The organism is Prochlorococcus sp. MIT 1306 (assembly GCF_047304515.1).
Taxonomy (GTDB): domain Bacteria; phylum Cyanobacteriota; class Cyanobacteriia; order PCC-6307; family Cyanobiaceae; genus Prochlorococcus; species Prochlorococcus marinus_D.
The window spans coordinates 2,466,044-2,484,388 of record NZ_CP138959.1; the positions used below are offsets into that span (position 1 = coordinate 2,466,044).

An 18,345-nucleotide genomic window follows, 5' to 3' on the forward strand; every position below is an offset into this window, starting at 1 on the left:
GTGCTCATCTACTGATTGGAGCCATTAAGCCATCAGTTTGATTTGGTAAAGCACTTCTTCTAAGGCATCGGCTGCCATCATGCCGGCGAATCGTTGGGGGTGTTCCGCATCGATACAGCTGCTTAGTGGAGTGAGCAGGGTGGATGGTTTGGGGTGACAGAACTGCACAACGCTTAGGCGTTCACGATCCCATTCGCTCGGCGCTAAGACTCGGTGCCAGCCTGTTGGGATGAGCCCATTGCTGATCCGTTCAAGCATCAAACCACTGTTGACGATCACTTGCCCTTCAGGCGCGATGGCATCAACCCAAGAGCCATCGATGTAGACCTGCAGGCCTGGGGCCGTGGCTCGCGGCAAGGCTGTAATCAGGTTGATGTCGCCATGGGCGGCGGCCCACATGTGCCCTGCAGCAGGGGCTTCTTTCATGGGTGGGTAGCGGATTGCTCTGGTGAGCGTTGGTGCGTTTTGTACCAGATCAGTGAAAAAATCATGATGGCAACCAAGGCCAGTAGCGATGATTCGCAGCACGCGACGCTGCAACTCGGCGATGGTTTGGTGGAAGGCTTGCAGCACTCCAGTGATTCCTGGCACGGCTACTTCTGGTAGGAGTTGTTCTGGATAGAGCGTGGGGAAATGTTGGCGTAAGGGGTGGTTGTCTGGGAGCGGTAATGCCCAGTTGAGCATTTCCTTCCAGTCGGGCAGCTTTTCGCCTGCGGCTGTTTCGACGAGTGTGTCTGTATAGCCCGTCTGGCCAAAAGCTTCGGGCATGTTGAATTGTCGCTTTGTTGTCGTTTCCAGAGCAAAGAAATGGCTCAACATCCCGTAGGCCTCATCGAGAAGCGCCGAAGGCAGATCACTTGTGGTCACCACAAAGCCTGTGCCGAGGCTGCGCATCAATCCGTCAACAACAGCTGCTTGTTGACGTTTCGTGCCCTGTTCAAAAGCCAGTAGGTCAACATCAAGAATCGTTTGGTTCAAGCAATGGCCTGGTTGAACGAACGCTGAAATGGTGCCTTAAAAACTCGTTGCAGCCCAGATCACTCTTGAGAGGTTGGTGGTCAGTTTTTTATTCATTTTGGCGACTTCATGGCTCAGGAGGTTAGAAGGTTCGAGTTAAAAGTGCAGAGAGTTGCTCGATAAACGTTGGCCTGAGATGCGTCAGCAGCTTTTGGCTTGGTGGGAAGTCCATGGCCGCAAGGATCCTGCGCTGAAGCCGTGGATGTTCACCAAGGACGGCAGGTGGCCAGAGCCCCATGAACATCTCAATGTCCTGGAGTGCTGGATCGCTGAGGTGATGCTCCAACAAACCCAGTTGAGGGTGATGCGTCCCTACTGGGAGCAGTGGATGTTGGTGTTGCCAACGGTGCAGCATTTGGCTGCTGCTGAAGAGCGCCAAGTGTTGTTGCTGTGGCAAGGCCTTGGCTATTACTCTCGTGCCCGCAGGTTGCATCAGGCGGCGCGTCAATTGGCAGCTTCCCCTCTGCCCTCCTCTCTTGAGGCTTGGCAGGCTGTCCCGGGTATTGGTCGCACCACAGCAGGGAGCATCCTTTCCAGTGCATTGAATAGGCCAGTGCCAATCCTTGATGGCAATGTGCGTCGTGTGCTGGCCAGACTTCATGCTTGCTTGGATTCACCCCAAAGAGCTCAGGCAAGTTTTTGGCAGTGGAGTGAAACTCTTCTCGATCCTTTGCGGCCAAGAGATTTCAATCAGGCCTTGATGGATCTGGGTGCTTTGGTGTGTACTCCTAGGAGCCCAAGTTGCCAGTTATGTCCTTGGCAAAGCAGTTGTGCTGCCTACGCTGCTGGAGAGCCCACCCACTTCCCCGTGAAGGATGCGAGCAAGCCCATTCCCTTCCAGGTGATTGGTGTGGGGGTCGTACTGAACGAAGCGGGTGAGGTCTTAATTGATCAGAGGCTTAATGAGGGTTTACTGGGCGGCATGTGGGAATTCCCTGGTGGTAAGCAGGAGCTAGGCGAAGCCATCGAAGCCACCATTGCTCGCGAGCTCAGGGAGGAATTGGCGATTGAAGTGCAGGTGGGTGAGCAGCTGATTGCTCTTGACCATGCCTACAGCCATAAGAAGCTTCGCTTTGTTGTTCATCTCTGCCGCTGGAGTTCAGGAGAACCCAAGCCTTTGGCAAGTCAGCAGGTGTGCTGGGTGAAGCCTGAAGATCTTTCTGACTATCCCTTCCCGGCAGCCAATGCGCGGATGATTGCAGCGTTGATAGATCATCTTCGCGCAGACACGCTTAGCCAGTGTTCCTAGCTTCATCTCAGTAGCTGCTAACTGATGACGGGGACCAATCCTGTTCACAGCCATGAGCCTGAGGTGATTTGCTTGGGCGAGGCGTTGGTGGATCGTCTTGGACCGCTGGGGGGAGATCCAGCTGTGGATCAGCCTGTGGAGGATTGCCTAGGTGGAGCCCCTGCCAACGTTGCTTGTGGGTTAGCTCGGCTTGGCAACAAAGTGGCTTTTTTAGGACGTCTTGGAGACGATGCCATCGGGGCCAGGTTTCGAGAATTGTTTGATACTCGAGGCGTGAACCTTGCTGGACTGCAGACCGATCAGCGCCGACCCAGTCGCATTGTGTTGGTGCGTCGTGATCTCGATGGGGAGCGGGTGTTCCAGGGTTTTGCAGGCGACCGCGGAGACGGTTTTGCTGATCAGGCTCTGTCTTTAGATGAGTTGGCGGCCAGCTGGCCTTTGCTGGTAGGTAAGGCGAGCTGGCTGTTGATCGGCTCCATTCCTTTGGCCACATCAGCTTCCGCCCAAGCCTTGCTTTGGTGCGTTGAGCAGGCACAAACAGCAGGCCTTGAGATAGCCCTGGATGTCAACTGGCGTCCAACCTTCTGGGATCCTGGCCGTTCTCCCGATAGTGGCCCTGAGGAGAAGGCCTTGCAGGCGATTGCGCCACTTCTTGAGCGTGCTTCTTTGCTCAAACTGGCTAGGGAAGAGGCCGTTTGGTTCTTTGACACTGACGACCCTGCAGTGATTGCGCGATCCCTTCAGCAGCAGCCGGATGTGGTTGTGACCGATGGGGCGCGTCCGGTGCGTTGGTGGATAGGGGGTTGTGTTGGTGAGCTTGCAGCGCTTTCTCCCCCTTCAGTTATCGACACCACCGGTGCTGGCGATGCTTTCACTGCAGGATTGCTGCATCAATTTTTGATGGATGCCTCATCTCAACGAGATCTGATCAAGGCCCGGGAGATGGTTCGTTTTGCTGCAGCCTGTGGCGCGCTTGTTTGTGGAGGGGCTGGTGGTATCGATCCGCAGCCGTCTCAGATGCAAGTGGAGGAGTTGTTGGGGTCGTTCGCAGGTGAGGTGAACTGAGCCAGACGACCTCCTTGAGCTCGATGCTGCAATTGCAATCTCCAGGCTTCAGGCAAGTTCAGGCTTAATCGATCAGGCCATTCCACGGCCATGAGGGCACCTAGTGCTTGGGCTTCTTCTTCCTCTTGCAGAAATAGCTCATTGGCAGTGCTGGGTTGCTCCAAGCGGTAGAGGTCCAGATGGATCAGAGGAGGATTCCCGTCCGGGTAGTGCTGAGCAAGAGCGTATGTAGGTGATGTGATCGGCTCACGGATGCCGAGAGCGGTTGCGATGCCTTGCACGAGAGAGGTTTTGCCCGCTCCCAGGGGCCCTTCTAGCAACAGCACTGATAAAGCAGGTAGCCGCTGGACAACGACTATTCCTAGGCATCGAGTGGCATCAAGATTTTCAAGAATCCATGAGTCATCTGTAGATTGCCCCATAAGCGATCCCGAAGTCTCGGCGACTTCGCTGAGATTTCCGTCCACGATTCCCCCAAGGGAGCTTTGAACCATGGTGGCAGTGCCCACATCAACGGCCTCGTTGCAGGCCCCCCCTCAATACGTCGTAGCAGACATCGACCTAGCGGATTTTGGCCGTAAGGAATTGAGCATTGCTGAAACTGAGATGCCAGGTTTGATGGCCCTCAGGGTCAAGCATGGCAGCGAAAAACCTCTCAAGGGGGCTCGCATTGCTGGCAGTCTGCACATGACCATTCAGACGGGTGTGTTGATTGAGACGCTGGTGGCCCTCGGTGCTGAAGTGCGCTGGGCTTCATGCAACATTTTTTCTACTCAAGATCACGCTGCTGCTGCTATTGCCGCTAGCGGCGTGCCTGTGTTTGCAACCAAAGGCGAGACTCTTGATGAGTATTGGGCCTATACCCATCGCATTCTCGAGTGGGGTGATGGTGGCACTCCCAACATGATCTTGGATGACGGTGGTGATGCAACTGGCTTGGTGATGCTTGGCAGCAAGGCCGAGAGCGATCGTTCTGTACTGGATAACCCTGGAAACGAGGAAGAGACGGCATTGTTTGCCTCGATTCGTACCAAGTTGACCCAGGACTCCAATTTTTATTCCCGCATAAAGAGCAATATTCAGGGGGTAACAGAAGAGACAACAACGGGTGTCGCGCGTCTGTATCAGATGCAAAAGAGCGGTGAATTGCCTTTCCCTGCGATCAATGTCAATGACTCGGTAACCAAGAGCAAGTTCGACAATCTTTATGGTTGCCGTGAATCCTTGGTGGATGGCATCAAGCGGGCCACTGATGTGATGGTTGCTGGAAAGGTGGCTTTGGTGATGGGCTATGGCGATGTGGGTAAGGGTTCAGCTCAATCGCTACGGGGCCTTGGTGCCACAGTGATGATTGCTGAAATTGACCCCATCTGTGCTCTTCAGGCAGCGATGGAGGGCTATCGGGTGGTGCGTCTGGATGAGGTGGTTCACGATGTCGATATCTTTGTGACCTCCACAGGCAACTTTCAGGTGATTCGCCATGAACATCTGATCCGGATGAAAGATGAAGCTATTGTTTGCAATATCGGTCACTTTGATAATGAGATTGATGTTGCATCTTTGAAGGATTATCCCTGGGAGAACATCAAGCCTCAAGTTGATCACATCACTCTTCCCAGCGGAAATAAGATCATTCTTCTGGCTGAAGGGCGTTTGGTGAACCTTGGTTGTGCTACCGGTCACCCGAGCTTTGTGATGAGTAATTCTTTTACCAATCAGGTATTAGCTCAAATTGAGTTGTTCTCGAAAGGTGATCAGTATGCCGATCAGGTGTATGTGTTGCCGAAGCACCTAGATGAGATGGTGGCTCGCCTTCACTTGGAGAAGATCGGTGCGAGGCTTACTGAGCTCACCAAACAGCAGTCCGATTACATCAGTGTGCCTATTGAAGGTCCGTATAAGCCCGACCATTATCGCTATTAATCCACTTACTTCAGAAGTGTTGCCAGGTCCTTTTCAGGCCTGGCTTTTTTATGTTTAGTTTGACGAAATTGGTTACATACATGATTCGGCAGCCGTGCTCTTATCTTGTGCAGGATTTACAACTCCAGCGTCATTGGAAGTCTGTTTTTGCAGCAGGATTTTTCACGCTTTTGCCATTGCTTCTCGCAGTCGATCTCTACATCGATGACATCGAGAGAGCCATGAATGGCAATCGTGGCTGGGTCAAGGTTGGCCGACCTTTGGCTGATGTACTGGTTGGATGGCTCAATTTTGGTCGCCCGGCTACGGCGGTTTCACCTCTGTACACCCTGGTAGCTATTGCAATTTTGTCTTTAGTCGGTGTGGCCTGTGCAAGGGCTTATGGCATCCGATCGCCTTTTTGGACAGCTATTGCCAGCCTGCCTCTGATGGCACAGCCTTATGCGCTTCAGGTCATGTCCTACGGCTTCGATGCACTCTTCATGGCAGTGGCTTTGGCTTCTGCCATTACGGCTGCAATTCTTGTACATCGGAGCAAAAGCTGGCGAATAATTGCAGTTGCCCTGGCGTTGTTGTTGCTCTCTTTCAACCTCTATCAACCAGCAGCCAATGGCTTCTTGGTGTTGACAGGCTGTCTCTGTGTTGGCTCATCTATCGAAGTTCTTGATCGAGATTGGCAGGTGCTTTCTCTGCGATGGCGTCTGTTAATCAGTGCGGTGATTTATGCAGGAGGTTATGGCCTCTATCGTTTGGTGGTAGCACTGTTCTTCGAACAAAGATTAAATGGATACGCTGTCGGTGCTGCTGAGCTCAAACAGTTCGATAGTGCCCTGGCATTGAAGCTCTTCATGTCAGCCTGTGAGCCGCTCCAGATGCTGGCCAAAGATTTCAGCTCTTTGCCTGTTTTGTTGCCATTTGTGCTGTTCTTCGTCAGCTATGCGGCCTTGCTCATTCAGTGGAGATCCTTGCCTGTAGCTGTAAGCACATTGGCGGGATTATTGATGGTTTTGGTGTTGGCTCCTGGCGGTATGTTGCTGCTGCGAGAGTCATTTGTGAGGCACCCTCGGGTGATGCTCTATTTCGGTCCATTTGTCACAAGTCTAATGCTTCAGTTGCTGACGCTTTCAGATCGTTTGAAACGTCCAATTTGGCGACTTGCAGTGCTGCCTTTAATTTGGTTGATAGTGGTTATGTCTTATGCCTATGGCCATTCGTTTGCCGCTCAGGCACGTTTTGAGCAGGGTCGCATTTCACGCATTGTGGGGGCTGCATCTTTCCTCCAAGCCAAGCATTCGGATCAGACTTTGCGTTTTCTGATGGTGCAAGGCACCATGCCTCGTTCGCCTGTTTTGCAAAATACTGTGCGTAAATTTCCGCTTATTGATCGACTGATTCCTCCTTTGTTAGATGGCAATCAGACCTTCTCATTTAGTCAGCTTCAGTTGCATGGCCTGCACTTAAAAAAACGCAATTTAGATGATGCAGAGAATTACTTTTCACCCTCTTGTCAGTTTTTGAGTGATTCAATTTGTACTAGTGAGTTTTCTTTGCATAAAGTTGCTCCCGATACGTTGTACCTAGATCTAGCGCCTGATCCCGCACCCATACGACCAAGCACTTAATTGAGTTGTGAAACACTTACTTCGCCTTCAAAATTCTCCATGGAATTGTCGGAACTGATCACCCAGCTGCCCGACTGGATCGGCCAGGCCGTGGAGGCCAACCAGTGGATGGGTTATTGCGCGATATTCGCGGCCATGTTTTTGGAAAATCTCTTTCCACCGATTCCATCCGAGTTGATCATGCCTCTTGGCGGGTTCTACGTACAGCAGGGGCAACTTCAGTTTTTGCCTGTTGTTTTTGCCGGTTTGTTGGGCACAGTGATCGGAGCCTTGCCTTGGTATGGGATTGGCCGATTGATCAATGAAGAACGGCTCGAAGTTTGGCTGAGTCGACATGGTCGCTGGATTGGCATCAGCCCTGAGGAATTGGCGCGCAGTCGCCGTTGGTTTAGTCGTTATGGGACAGCATTGGTGTTTTGGGGGCGATTGGTTCCAGGCATCCGCACACTGATTTCTGTGCCGGCGGGCATCGAGCTGATGCCAATGCTGCCTTTCCTGATTTGGACAACAGCTGGCAGCTTGATCTGGACTCTCTTACTTACTGGTGCTGGTTTGGCTCTTGGTGAGAGTTACAGCAATATTGAGCTGTGGATAGATCCTGTCTCCAAGGTTGTAAAGGGGGGCCTGGTTATTGCGGTGTTGGCTGCAGTGGTGTGGCTGGGCCTGCGCATTTGGCGCAGGCGTCATCACACTCATTGATCAATGAGTCTTAAAAGGGGACTTCCTCTTCACTTGGGCCGTCCCCAAATCCCCCTCCGCCAAAGGTGCTCGCTTCTGCATCACGTTTTGAACCTAGAAGTTCTAGACGGTCCACCCTCACAACAGGCTTGGTTCGCTCTTCTCCGGTGTTGCGATCGGTCCAGCGGTCCAGTTTGAAGCTACCGATGATACCCAGAAGAGATCCTTTTTTGACATAATCCGCCGCGACTTGAGCCTGTTTGCCCCAGATCTCTAGGTTGAACCAGTCTGGTTCGTCGTCGCGACTGCGACGGTTCACGGCCATGGTGAGGTTGGCGACAACCGTTCCCGATTCGAAGTAGCGAACTTCTGGATCACGGCCTGCTCGGCCGACGAGTGTGACGGAATTTACGCTCATGAATGAAACCTATCTGTTTGAGTTTGGTCAATGATGCGCCACGGTTTAAGTGGCTGCTTATAAGGAGTTCCACCCTCATCGCTGGGTGTAACAAGCTGCATTGGCTACGACTCCTATGATTCGCCGACTTGAGTCCAGAGCTTGTGTTTTTTCGTCGCTTTCAACTGTCACGCGACATCGGCATTGATCTTGGTACGGCCAATACCCTGATTTACGTGTCAGGCAAAGGGATTGTGCTTCAGGAGCCTTCTGTCGTAGCCCTGGACTTGGAGAACGGTGTGCCTCTGGCGGTGGGTGACGATGCCAAGTTGATGCTTGGCCGCACCCCTGGCAATATTCGTGCGGTGCGTCCACTGCGCGATGGCGTGATCGCCGATTTCGATGCAGCTGAGCAGATGCTGAAGACCTTCATTCAGAAGGGCAATGAAGGTCGAGGCATTGTGGCTCCTCGCTTGGTGGTAGGTATCCCGAGCGGAGTGACCGGTGTCGAACGGCGTGCCGTGCGGGAGGCAGGCATGGCAGGAGCTCGGGAAGTTCATCTGATTGATGAGCCTGTTGCAGCTGCCATTGGAGCTGGTCTTCCTGTTACTGAGCCAATTGGAACGATGATCGTTGATATAGGAGGAGGCACAACCGAGGTGGCGGTGCTCAGCTTGGGAGGAACTGTGTTGAGTGAGTCGGTTCGTGTGGCCGGTGATGAAATTAGTGATGCCATTGGGGTTTATTTGAAGAAGGTTCACAACCTTGTCGTTGGTGAGCGCACGGCCGAGGAGATCAAGATCCGCATTGGCTCCGCTTTCCCCAATCACGAGTTTGATCAGCAGGCCATGGATGTGCGGGGTCTGCATCTGCTCTCCGGTCTGCCACGTTCGATCAATTTGCAGGCTGGAGACTTGCGCGAGGCGATAGCAGAACCCCTCAACGTGATTGTGGAGGCCGTGAAGCGCACCCTTGAGCGCACACCACCAGAATTAGCTGCTGACATTGTTGACCGTGGCATCATGCTTGCTGGTGGAGGAGCATTGGTGCGCGGGATAAGCGATTTAATTAGCCATGAGACAGGCATCTTTACTCATGTTGCAGAGGATCCATTGTTGTGTGTGGTCAATGGTTGTGGTCAGGTACTCGAGGATTACAAGCGACTTCGCAGGGTGCTTGATACTCCGGAATTCACTCGCTCTTCAATGACGGCCTGAATCGATGGGGGTTTCCCCTTGGCAGGCATCTTTCCGTTGGTGGCGTTGGCGTGGAGTTTTGCCTTGGCTGTTGTTAGTGGCAGCGCTTGGTTTGGTGCGTTGGAGTAAAGGCGCCGGTTTTGCCGATGCTTATGCCTTCCTGAGTAGGCCGTTTTGGCCTGGATCAGCCCAGCGAGAGTGGATCCAGTCTGGTATTCAGCTCGAGCAACAGAGCAAACTTCGGTTGCTTGAGCAGGACAATCAAAGACTTCGCGGGTTGCTTGCTCTTGGTCAGGCTTCAGGATCTGGTCGCATTTCCGCGGCTGTGATTTCCCGTACCCCGAAGGGGTGGTGGCAGCAACTGGAACTGGGCAAGGGGCGATTGCATGGCATTGCTCAGGGTGATGCTGTGATGGGGCCAGGAGGATTACTGGGGAGAATTCAAAGTGTCACCCCTGCCACTGCACGCGTTCAACTGCTCACTGCGCCAGGTAGTCGGGTTGGAGTTTGGATACCGCGAACCAAGCGTCATGGACTCTTGGTTGGTTTGGGTACGAGTAGGCCTCAGTTGGAGTTTCTCGATAAGAATCCCTATGCAGTGCCAGGTGATCTTGTCAGCATCTCGCCTGCCAGCACATTGTTGCCCGCCAGCCTGCCTGTAGGGGTGATTCAGAAAGTGGATGACCGAGCAGTTCCGGCTCCTCGTGCAGCTGTGCAGTTAATCGCTGCACCAGAAGCCATCGATTGGGTGCAGGTACAGATTCGCTGATGGCGCGCCTTCATCAGCAACCGATTTGCTTGGCTTCAAGCCTCTTCGTGCCTTGGCTGACCCTCGCTGCACCGAACTGGTTGAGCCTTTCTGGGGTGGGTCCGAGCTGGGCGGTGTTGTGGTTGTTGCCTTGGGCCCTTGTTGATGGACCTGTCTCTGGACTCACTGCTGGACTTTGTCTTGGCTTGGTGTTGGATGGCATCAGCCTTGGTGGTGCGAGTCAACTGCCGGCGTTGATGGCGCTTGGATGGTGGTGGGGGCGGCTAGGTAGGCGTGCTCCACCGATTCAGGGCAGTTTCAATCTCGGATTATTGGCATGGATAGGTACAGCTCTGGTTGGCTTGAGTCTTTGGCTGCAAACGCTTTTGATTCAGTTTGATAGCTCGGTGTCTTGGCTTCAGTCCTGGGGGTTGCATACCTTTTTGGCACAGTCGTTGATTACTGGTTTGGTTGCTCCTCTGCTGGTGTCATGGATGCTGTTGATTTGGCGGAGGTTGGCTCGAGCTTGAACAGGTCATGAGAATGCTGCGGTCACAAAGAAAGTTTTTTGTTGCAGGCCTCGTGGTGCTTGGTGCAGCCTTGATTGGTTGGGGTTGTCGACCGAAGCAGGCATCTTCACCTGATTTGCAGCTCTGGACGTTGCAACTGGCGCCGAAGTTCAACCCCTATATGGAGGGGGTCATCAAAAACTGGCAGCAGAATCACCCCGGCGCGTTGGTGCGTTGGACAGATCTCCCCTGGGGATCAGTGGAGCGCAAGTTATTGGCTGCGGTGTTCGCGCGCACCGCACCAGACGTGGTCAATCTCAATCCCCCCTTTGCTGCAAATCTTGCCAGCAAAGGGGGGATTAGTGATCTGACGCCTTTGCTTCCAGACGATATAGCCGACCGCTACCTTCCATCGGTTTGGGAGTCTGGCCTGGATGCTGAGGGGCGACAGATCGCCATTCCTTGGTATCTCACGGTACGGCTGAGTTTGGTTAACCAGCAGTTGTTGCGACAAGCCGAACTTGATGCTCCACCGCGACGTTGGCAGGATGTACCTTCCTATGCGCGCCGCATTCGTGAGCGCACAGGTCGCTATGGCCTATTTGTCACTGTGGTCCCTGACGATTCGACTGAACTGCTTGAGTCGATGGTTCAGATGGGAGTCACTTTGCTGGATTCTCGGAGGCGGGCTGGTTTTGCTACTCCACAGGGTCAACGTGCTTTTGCCTTCTGGACCGATCTTTATCGGCAAGGTCTCCTGCCTCGAGAGGTGATAAGCCAGGGTCAGAAGCGAGCGATAGAGCTTTATCAGAGCGGTGAGTTGGCCATGTTGGCGAGCGGTGCTGAATTCCTACGCACGATCCAGACAAACGCTCCGGCTGTGGCCAGGGTTACTAACTCCTATCCACCGCTTGTCGGTGGTGATGGCAATGCGAATGTCGCTGTGATGACGTTGGTTGTGCCTCGTCAGAGCAGGCGCCAGCAGGAAGCCGTTGATTTTGCCTTGTTTCTAACCAATGGGGTTAATCAGGCAACTTTTGCGCAGCAAGCCAAGGTGTTGCCATCGTCTAGAAACGCCTTGCGACAGATTCAGATTGCTCTTAAGGCTGAGCGTCCGGAGTCGCGTGAGGCTGCTCAGATCCGCTCTGCCAGAGCATTGTCTGCCAAGACTTTGAAGCGGGCGAAAGTTTTGGTTCCGGCTTTACCTGGGATCAAGCGTCTGCAGAGCATTATTTATACCCAGTTACAGCTGGCGATGCTCGATCAAATCAGCAGCGATGAGGCTGTGGAAGAGGCTGCTCGTCAGTGGAACCGCTACGCAGAAGCTAGATGGCCCTAAAGCGCTATCAATTAGTAATTGATGCTTAAGTATAAGTACCTTTTAATTCTTAAATAAATAGAAAAACTGCGATTTCTCAAGGGTGTTAGCGATTTTTGCTTAAGGCGGAAGGTTAAGGTTGTGTTTCTTCATGAGGAAACGCTCATATGTCACATCCGGGGGGTTTATCTCAGTTCCAAGGCAATGATGGGTCTGAGACGCAGGCTCCCGGGAATCCGAAGGCAACCATCCTTGTCGTTGACGATGAGCCAGCAGTCCTCCGGATTTTGGTCATGCGACTTCAACTGGCTGGCTATCGGGTGATTTGTGCCGAGGACGGGGAAGAGGCTCTTGAGATTTTTCATCGAGAACAGCCTGACTTGCTTGTGCTCGATGTGATGCTGCCCAGGCTCGATGGTTTTGCTGTTTGTAGAAGGCTTAGGGCTGAGTCTTGTGTGCCGATTATTTTCCTCTCAGCATTAGAGGCGATTTCTGAACGTGTGGCTGGACTTGATCTTGGGGCAGATGATTACATTCCTAAGCCCTTTAGTCCCAAGGAACTTGAGGCTCGTATTGCCACGATTCTGCGTCGGGTTGGTCCAGGGTCCGCTACGTCTGAAATCAGAGATCTGCCAGTTGGGCAGGGTGTTCTGCGAGTTGGTGATTTGGTGGTTGACACCAATCGCCGCCAGGTGAGTCGTGCAGGAGAGCGTATTGGCCTCACCTACACCGAATTCAGTCTTTTGGAACTGTTGTTCCGTGAACCTGGACGGGTGGTACCCAGGGCCGAAATCTTGGAGCAGCTCTGGGGTTATCCCCCTCGCCGGGCGGCCGACTTGCGTGTGGTCGATGTTTATGTAGCTCGTTTGCGTGGCAAGCTTGAGCCAGACCCGCGCAATCCAGAGCTAATCCTTACGGTTCGTGGAATTGGTTACTCCTCCCAGCGCGTTGGGGATATTCCTGCTTCTGCTTCTGCTCCTGCTCCTGCTCCTGCTTCGGTTGCCGTTGCAAGTTGATTAAGTCGATGGGGTGAGTAGAGCAACGACTCCATCGACCGGCAAGATGGCGAGGTCAGTCCTGAGTGCCTTGTCTGAGCTGCGTGAGACTCGCCTGGAAAAGGCACAAGCCCTCAAAGAGCTGGGGAATGGGCCTTATGCCCTGCGCTTTGAGTCAAGCCATCGCACCGCTAACTTGCAGGCGGATCATGCTGATTTAGCCAAGGGGGAGGAGAGGCTTCTCACTGTGTCTGTGGCTGGTCGGGTGATGACCCGTCGTGTCATGGGCAAGTTGGCTTTCTATACCTTGGCGGATGAGAGCGGCACGATTCAGTTGTATTTGGAGAAGGCCACTATTGATGCGGCTGCATCAAATGAGCTGGCTTCAGGAACTTTTGTTCAGCTCACCACTCTTGTTGACGCGGGCGACTGGATTGGGGTCACAGGCGTGCTTCGTCGCACTGACCGTGGTGAGCTTTCGGTGAAGGTTCAGCAGTGGCAGATCTTGAGCAAATCATTGCAACCCTTGCCGGATAAGTGGCACGGTTTAGCTGATGTGGAGAAGCGCTATCGGCAACGCTATCTGGATCTGATCGTGTCGCCTCAGTCGCGTGAGACTTTTCGCCGCCGGGCATTGATGGTGAGTGCAATCCGTCGATGGCTCGATGATCGCGCCTTCTTGGAAATCGAAACACCGGTGCTTCAGGCTGAGGCTGGTGGCGCTGAAGCTAGGCCATTCATTACTCACCACAACACACTCGATCTTCCCCTTTATCTGCGTATTGCCACAGAGCTGCATCTCAAGAGGCTTGTGGTTGGTGGTTTTGAGCGGGTCTATGAGCTTGGGCGCATCTTTCGTAACGAGGGGATGAGTACTCGCCATAACCCTGAATTCACTTCTGTAGAGGTCTATCAGGCCTATGCGGATTACATCGACATGATGGTCCTTACTGAGCAGCTGATTTCCTCAGTTTGTACTCAGATCTGTGGGTCTACGAGGATCACTTATCAAGGTATAGAAATCGACCTAACGCCCCCTTGGCGGAGAGCCAGCATGCACGAACTGGTGCAAGAGGCGACGGGGCTTGATTTCATTGGTTTTGCTGACCGTGCGGTAGCGGCTTCGGCTATGGCGCGGGCAGGTCTAGAGGTTCCGTCTAAGGCCGATAGTGTTGGCCGCTTGCTTAATGAGGCCTTTGAACAAGCAGTGGAGGTAAGTCTGATCCAGCCAACATTTGTGCTCGATTATCCGATTGAGATCTCGCCTCTTGCCCGACAACATCGCAGCAAACCAGGATTGGTCGAGCGCTTTGAATTGTTCATTGTGGGTCGGGAAACAGCCAATGCTTTTAGTGAGTTAATCGATCCCCTTGATCAGCGTCAGCGGCTTGAGGCTCAGCAAGCACGTCGTCAGGCTGGGGACCTGGAGGCTCATGGGGTTGATGAGGATTTTCTTCAGGCTCTTGAGGTGGGCATGCCCCCTACCGGCGGCTTGGGTATTGGCATCGATCGCTTAGTGATGTTGTTCACCGATAGCCCTTCAATACGTGATGTGATTGCTTTCCCTCTGCTTCGACCGGAGCTCAAAACTTAATCTTCAACGTCGGGAACCGCCGCAGTGGATAATTAACTCAATGGCATGGTCCTATTTCTATGAGTGGCGAGCGCGTAGGTTTCCGCTTCAAACACGCCGATGCGGTGGTCAAGCGCAATCCCCAGGGTCGATCCAGGCGAGGGTGGGTGATGGAACCCGTTGAGCAGACCACCAGTCGCGGCACCAAGATGCCCGCCTATCGCATTCGCTGGCGTGATAGCGAGCGTCCAGAAATTGTGCTTCAGCACATGCTGATTGCTGATCCAGATCCAACTCCTCCTCCGGAGAACGTGAGTCTTGAGCCGCCGGCCCCAAAAGCCTGACTTAATTAGTCTTGTCGCGTTTTCGCATGAGCTCTTGCAGTTCTTGTTGGGCTGCGAATCGTTTCCAGTCCTCTTCAAGAGTGGAGCTATTTCTTGCTGACTGTTCAGAAAGTGCGCAAAATTTCTGCTCGACGTCTTTGAAGCGATTGCCCAGTTGATCCAAATCGGACCATAGTTGCCGACCCTGCTCCATTAAATCGGCTATGTGTTGATCGGCCCGATCGGCCAGGGACGAGGCTCCTGCCTTTCTGGCTCGATTCGATCGAGTCCTCCACTCCCGAACTGTGCCGGCAAGGGTGAGGAGTTGCCGGCGAAGTTCCTCTGCTTCTTTTTGAAGTTGCTGTCGCTGCCTTTTCAGGTTTTGGTAATGGTCTTTTTGGTGTTGTTGGTGGAGGAGTAACTCCTGATATGGATTCTCTCGGAGGAAGTCGGTCAACCTCTCCTCTAAGACTCGTTCCAGTTCATCGAGCCAGGTTGCGCTCATGACTGATCTGGGGCACGAGTGATCAGTGGGGCTTCGATCTCTTCTTGCAGGGGTTTGATAGCGCCCTCACGCGAGTGCAGTAACAGTTGGGTGAGTCTTGCCAAGCTTCCTTCCCCTAGGTCAAGCACTGTCAGTCGTTCAAAAGCCCTTCGGTAGATTGCTTCTAGCTCCAGGATCAGGCTTTCACGTTCTTGTCGCACGTTCTGGCGTTGCTGCTCTCGGCTCATTTAGCACTTCTTCTTTCTGCTCAGCTCAGTCTGACGGTTCCAGCAGATGCAGCGAGAGTGAATCGGCAGAGTCGTGCCATCTTTGGTTGATTCTCCAGCCCGCCTTTTCAGCCAGTCTGGCTGCCTCTTGTGGGTTGTATTTGACGCTGTATTCGGTGATGAGTGGTTCTCCGGCGCTGAATGACCAGGTGCTGTTGTCAATCACGATTGTTTGACTGCAGTGGCTCACTAGAGCCATTTCGATGCGATGAAACTCCTCTTGCCAACGGGCTCGATAAGAGAAGTGGTCCGGTCTGAAATCTGCTTCCAGCTCACGATTGAGACGATGCAACAGGTTGCGCGCGAAAGCTGCTGAGATGCCTGCCGCATCATTGTAGGCAGCCTCGAGCTGGGTTGGATCACGGGGTTGGTCGAGACCGAGCAGCAGGGGACCACCTCCAAGCAGCTTTCGGAACCGACGAAGCACTGCCACTGCTTCTTTTGGTGTGAAGTTGCCTAGGGAGCTGCCGGGGAAAAAGCCGATGCAGCGCACACCCTCGAGCTGGGGGTGGGGCGGTAGCGCTTGCATGCTGCTGTGGTCGCAGCAGATACCTAGCATTGACACCATGGGATAGGTGTTGGCGAGTCTGGTTAGCGAATCCCTTAGAGCTGCTTGGCTGATGTCCAGGGCCACAAAGGTTGACGGTCGGATTGCGTTTAGTAGGGGGGAAACCTTGCGGGCATTGCCGATGCCGAATTCCACGATGACGCCATCTCCTATGGCTTTGGCAATGGCTGGTGCATTCTCCTCCAGCAGCTTGATCTCTATGCGGGTTAGGCCGTATTCAGGTTGTTCGCAGATCTGGGCAAATAGGCGTGATCCTTTCGCGTCGTACAACACCCAAGCTGGCAGTTGCCGCGGCTGGCATTTGAAGCCTGACTGCACCAGCTGTTTCAGATCCGCAGGGGCGGGATGTAGGTCAATCAGCTCGATGCTCATCGGGCCAGGCGCAGTCCTGCGGCCATCCAACGGCTTGCTGGTGCAAAGAAGTTCCGGTAGGTGTCGCGCCCATGGCCTTCCGGTGTGAGCCAGCTGCTGCCGCGAAGAACAAACTGGGAGCTCATGAATTTTCCGTTGTATTCACCCACAGCGCCTGGGGCGGGAAGGAATCCCGGATAGGGCCTATAAGGACTTGCCGTCCATTGCCACAGCTTGCCGTGAGCATCGTGGATCAGAGGTTGATGCTGTTGTAGGGCAACTTCCCATTCCGCTTCGCTGGGCAATCGAGCACCAGACCACCTTGCGTAGGCATCGGCTTCGAACCAGCTCAAATGGCGCACCGGTGCTTGTGGATTCAAGCGCCGTCTTCCTCCCAGGGTGAATTCTTCCTGCCATTGATCTGCAGGCCCGTCGCCGCGCCAGTACCGGGGAGCCTGCCATCCCAGTTGTTGTTGTACGACCCAGCCCTCACTCATCCAAAGTTCTGGGCGCTGATACCCCCCATCTGCGATAAAGCACCTGAAGTCGTCGTTGCACACCAAGTGATCCATCAGGGCAAAGGCCTCCAGCCAGATGCGATGCGACGGCCCCTCGTTGTCAAAATGGAATCCCGCGCCAGCATGGCCGATTTCATAGAGACCTCCATCGCAGGAGATCCAGCGGGCTTGGGCTGGCTCTAAAGGTCCCAGATGATGATCGGCGCCAGTTTTATAAGCAGGCTCTAACGGTTGTCGGCTGAAGCCATCCAAGAGATCCATTAACAGCAATTCCTGATGCTGCTGTTCGTGATGTAGACCCAGTTCTGCCAGTTGCTGGATGTCTTTTTGGTCAGCGTCCGGAGAGGTCAGGAGTTGCGTTAATGCAGCGTCCACCCGTTGCCGCCACGCCAAGATCTCCCTGATTGTCGGCCGGGTCAGGACACCCCGTGAGGGTCTTGGATGGCGTGCCCCGGCCGCTTCGTAATAGGAGTTGAATTGATAATTCCAGCGTGGATCACAGCCTTCGTAGCCTTTGAGATAGGGCTGAAGCAAAAAGGTATCGAAGAACCAGGTGGTGTGAGCAAGGTGCCATTTCGGCGGACTTGCATCTGCCATGCCCTGAAGGCAGAGATCTTCCGGTTCGAGGGGTGCAACCAGCGATTCACTGCGCTGACGCACTGCCAAGAGCAGCTTCAGCATGAGGAAACGGTTTTACTGATCCCCACTTGTGCGCCCAAGCACCACGGCCGAATGGATCTGGTCATAGAAAAGCTCTTGGTCACCGAAGGGCCCTGATAGGGAAAGTTCCCTTGGACAAACGATCCAGGCAATCTACTGAGTGGCATCGATCGATCTGGTCGCAAAATATGTTGGGTTCACGTGTTCTGCTTGGGTTGAATTGGTCATCAGTCAGGGCGGTTTAAGTTTCTGTTTCGACTTGAAAATGAAAATGAAAATGTAAAGTTTGGGGGCAGTCGAATCCATTGTTTTCCGCGTTCATTGTAATTCAGTCTCTAGGCTTCGTGCTGCTATTTGTGCTCTTAGTGCTTGATACGAGGCGATCTTTCGTATAGCTGTGGTATTGCAATTTGCTGTCCTTGAATATTAATTTGTGCTGAATAATCCGCTATTGGGCACACTTGGCTCCTGGTTGGGTGTTGATTCTGGATGCAAGCTTGTTGCTCTTAGATGTGCGTATGAGTAGTCTTTAATTGCCATAAGTTATTTAATGACAGGGCGTTCTATTTTCTCTTTTTGTGATGATTTCTCTTGGCTAAGGTGGTCTCGTTTTTTGGCTTGTTTCTAGTGCAGTTGTTTGTTCAGGTTAGTTCAGTAGAGCAGAATTTTTTGTGGTTCTGGTAAGCGCGGTTTTGCGATTGCAATCATCTATATCCGTGCGGCTGCGGGTATAGCATTTGGTCCGATTATTGCTGTTCTAGCTCTTGAGCTTGGAATAATCTTGCTTTTTCAATGTTTGGCTTTGGTTAGCTTTTGATGGTTGTCTTGTTTTTGATATTTTCAAGGGCTTTTCTTAGGCGGCAC

General features: G+C 53.3%; 19 protein-coding genes. 12 read left to right on the plus strand and 7 right to left on the minus strand.

Annotated features, from left to right (window positions below):
- Positions 1 to 24 precede the first annotated feature (24 nt).
- Entirely contained in the window at positions 25 to 978 is a 954-nt protein-coding gene (locus tag SIB74_RS12215; RefSeq protein WP_063395129.1) for an isopenicillin N synthase family dioxygenase, read from the minus strand.
- A gap of 175 nt (positions 979 to 1,153) precedes the next feature.
- Here SIB74_RS12215 and mutT point away from each other — a divergent pair, with 175 nt between their 5' ends.
- Both mutT and SIB74_RS12225 read left to right on the plus strand, forming a co-directional pair.
- On the plus strand, positions 1,154 to 2,266 hold the full coding sequence (gene mutT / locus SIB74_RS12220) for an 8-oxo-dGTP diphosphatase MutT (protein WP_063395141.1): 1,113 nt from the start codon (positions 1,154 to 1,156) through the stop codon (positions 2,264 to 2,266).
- A 24-nt stretch (positions 2,267 to 2,290) separates the two neighbouring features.
- Positions 2,291 to 3,331 (plus strand): carbohydrate kinase family protein, encoded by a 1,041-nt coding sequence (locus SIB74_RS12225; RefSeq protein WP_063395128.1) that lies wholly within the window; start codon positions 2,291 to 2,293, stop codon positions 3,329 to 3,331.
- Here the strand turns inward: SIB74_RS12225 and tsaE are convergent.
- Positions 3,280 to 3,753, minus strand: coding sequence for a tRNA (adenosine(37)-N6)-threonylcarbamoyltransferase complex ATPase subunit type 1 TsaE (gene tsaE / locus SIB74_RS12230; protein WP_063395140.1), 474 nt, complete (start codon positions 3,751 to 3,753; stop codon positions 3,280 to 3,282). The two genes, SIB74_RS12225 and tsaE, sit on opposite strands and share 52 nt — an antisense overlap.
- Positions 3,754 to 3,823: 70 nt before the next feature.
- Here tsaE and ahcY point away from each other — a divergent pair, with 70 nt between their 5' ends.
- From ahcY to SIB74_RS12245, 3 genes are all read left to right on the plus strand, one after another.
- Positions 3,824 to 5,254, plus strand: a complete 1,431-nt coding sequence (gene ahcY / locus SIB74_RS12235; RefSeq protein WP_063395127.1) for an adenosylhomocysteinase — start codon at positions 3,824 to 3,826, stop codon at positions 5,252 to 5,254.
- Between the two features lie 80 nt (positions 5,255 to 5,334).
- Positions 5,335 to 6,876: a glucosyltransferase domain-containing protein gene (locus SIB74_RS12240; protein WP_231905984.1), complete on the plus strand. Its 1,542-nt coding sequence runs from the start codon at positions 5,335 to 5,337 to the stop codon at positions 6,874 to 6,876.
- Positions 6,877 to 6,915: 39 nt separating this feature from the next.
- Positions 6,916 to 7,575 carry a DedA family protein gene (locus SIB74_RS12245; RefSeq protein ID WP_063395125.1) on the plus strand — a complete coding sequence of 220 codons (660 nt, stop codon included), beginning with the start codon at positions 6,916 to 6,918 and terminating at the stop codon, positions 7,573 to 7,575.
- A gap of 10 nt (positions 7,576 to 7,585) precedes the next feature.
- Here the strand turns inward: SIB74_RS12245 and SIB74_RS12250 are convergent, their stop codons facing one another.
- Complete coding sequence (locus SIB74_RS12250) at positions 7,586 to 7,972, minus strand: single-stranded DNA-binding protein (RefSeq protein WP_063395124.1); 387 nt, start codon at positions 7,970 to 7,972, stop codon at positions 7,586 to 7,588.
- Between the two features lie 143 nt (positions 7,973 to 8,115).
- On the opposite strand from SIB74_RS12250, the gene SIB74_RS12255 reads away from it, so the two are divergent.
- From SIB74_RS12255 to SIB74_RS12285, 7 genes are all read left to right on the plus strand, one after another.
- Positions 8,116 to 9,168, plus strand: coding sequence for a rod shape-determining protein (locus SIB74_RS12255; protein WP_011129521.1), 1,053 nt, complete (start codon positions 8,116 to 8,118; stop codon positions 9,166 to 9,168).
- A gap of 4 nt (positions 9,169 to 9,172) precedes the next feature.
- Positions 9,173 to 9,916 carry a rod shape-determining protein MreC gene (gene mreC, locus SIB74_RS12260; RefSeq protein ID WP_063395123.1) on the plus strand — a complete coding sequence of 248 codons (744 nt, stop codon included), beginning with the start codon at positions 9,173 to 9,175 and terminating at the stop codon, positions 9,914 to 9,916.
- The gene (locus tag SIB74_RS12265; RefSeq protein WP_063395122.1) at positions 9,916 to 10,425 is read left to right on the plus strand and encodes a hypothetical protein; all 510 of its coding nucleotides are present in this window, start codon (positions 9,916 to 9,918) and stop codon (positions 10,423 to 10,425) included. The genes mreC and SIB74_RS12265 overlap by 1 nt, the downstream gene beginning before the upstream one ends.
- A gap of 13 nt (positions 10,426 to 10,438) precedes the next feature.
- Entirely contained in the window at positions 10,439 to 11,743 is a 1,305-nt protein-coding gene (locus tag SIB74_RS12270) for an ABC transporter substrate-binding protein (RefSeq protein WP_063395121.1), read from the plus strand.
- A 146-nt stretch (positions 11,744 to 11,889) separates the two neighbouring features.
- A complete protein-coding gene (rpaB, locus tag SIB74_RS12275) occupies positions 11,890 to 12,738 on the plus strand; it encodes a response regulator transcription factor RpaB (RefSeq protein WP_063395120.1) in 849 nt (282 codons plus the stop codon).
- 46 nt (positions 12,739 to 12,784) lie between these two features.
- Entirely contained in the window at positions 12,785 to 14,311 is a 1,527-nt protein-coding gene (gene lysS / locus SIB74_RS12280; protein WP_082818431.1) for a lysine--tRNA ligase, read from the plus strand.
- A 59-nt stretch (positions 14,312 to 14,370) separates the two neighbouring features.
- The gene (locus SIB74_RS12285) at positions 14,371 to 14,634 is read left to right on the plus strand and encodes a hypothetical protein (RefSeq protein WP_006042532.1); all 264 of its coding nucleotides are present in this window, start codon (positions 14,371 to 14,373) and stop codon (positions 14,632 to 14,634) included.
- A gap of 1 nt (position 14,635) precedes the next feature.
- On the opposite strand, the gene SIB74_RS12290 is transcribed toward SIB74_RS12285, so the two are convergent.
- Genes SIB74_RS12290 through egtB form a run of 4 tightly spaced genes read right to left on the minus strand, consistent with a single transcriptional unit; the run spans position 14,636 to position 17,502 of the window.
- Positions 14,636 to 15,118: a hercynine metabolism protein gene (locus tag SIB74_RS12290; RefSeq protein ID WP_063395119.1), complete on the minus strand. Its 483-nt coding sequence runs from the start codon at positions 15,116 to 15,118 to the stop codon at positions 14,636 to 14,638.
- Positions 15,115 to 15,345 (minus strand): hercynine metabolism small protein, encoded by a 231-nt coding sequence (locus tag SIB74_RS12295; RefSeq protein ID WP_063395118.1) that lies wholly within the window; start codon positions 15,343 to 15,345, stop codon positions 15,115 to 15,117. Before SIB74_RS12295 ends, SIB74_RS12290 begins: the two co-directional genes overlap by 4 nt.
- A 25-nt stretch (positions 15,346 to 15,370) precedes the next feature.
- Entirely contained in the window at positions 15,371 to 16,324 is a 954-nt protein-coding gene (gene egtD / locus SIB74_RS12300) for an L-histidine N(alpha)-methyltransferase (protein WP_063395117.1), read from the minus strand.
- On the minus strand, positions 16,321 to 17,502 hold the full coding sequence (egtB, locus tag SIB74_RS12305) for an ergothioneine biosynthesis protein EgtB (RefSeq protein WP_063395116.1): 1,182 nt from the start codon (positions 17,500 to 17,502) through the stop codon (positions 16,321 to 16,323). The genes egtD and egtB overlap by 4 nt, the downstream gene beginning before the upstream one ends.
- Positions 17,503 to 18,345: the final 843 nt, after the last annotated feature.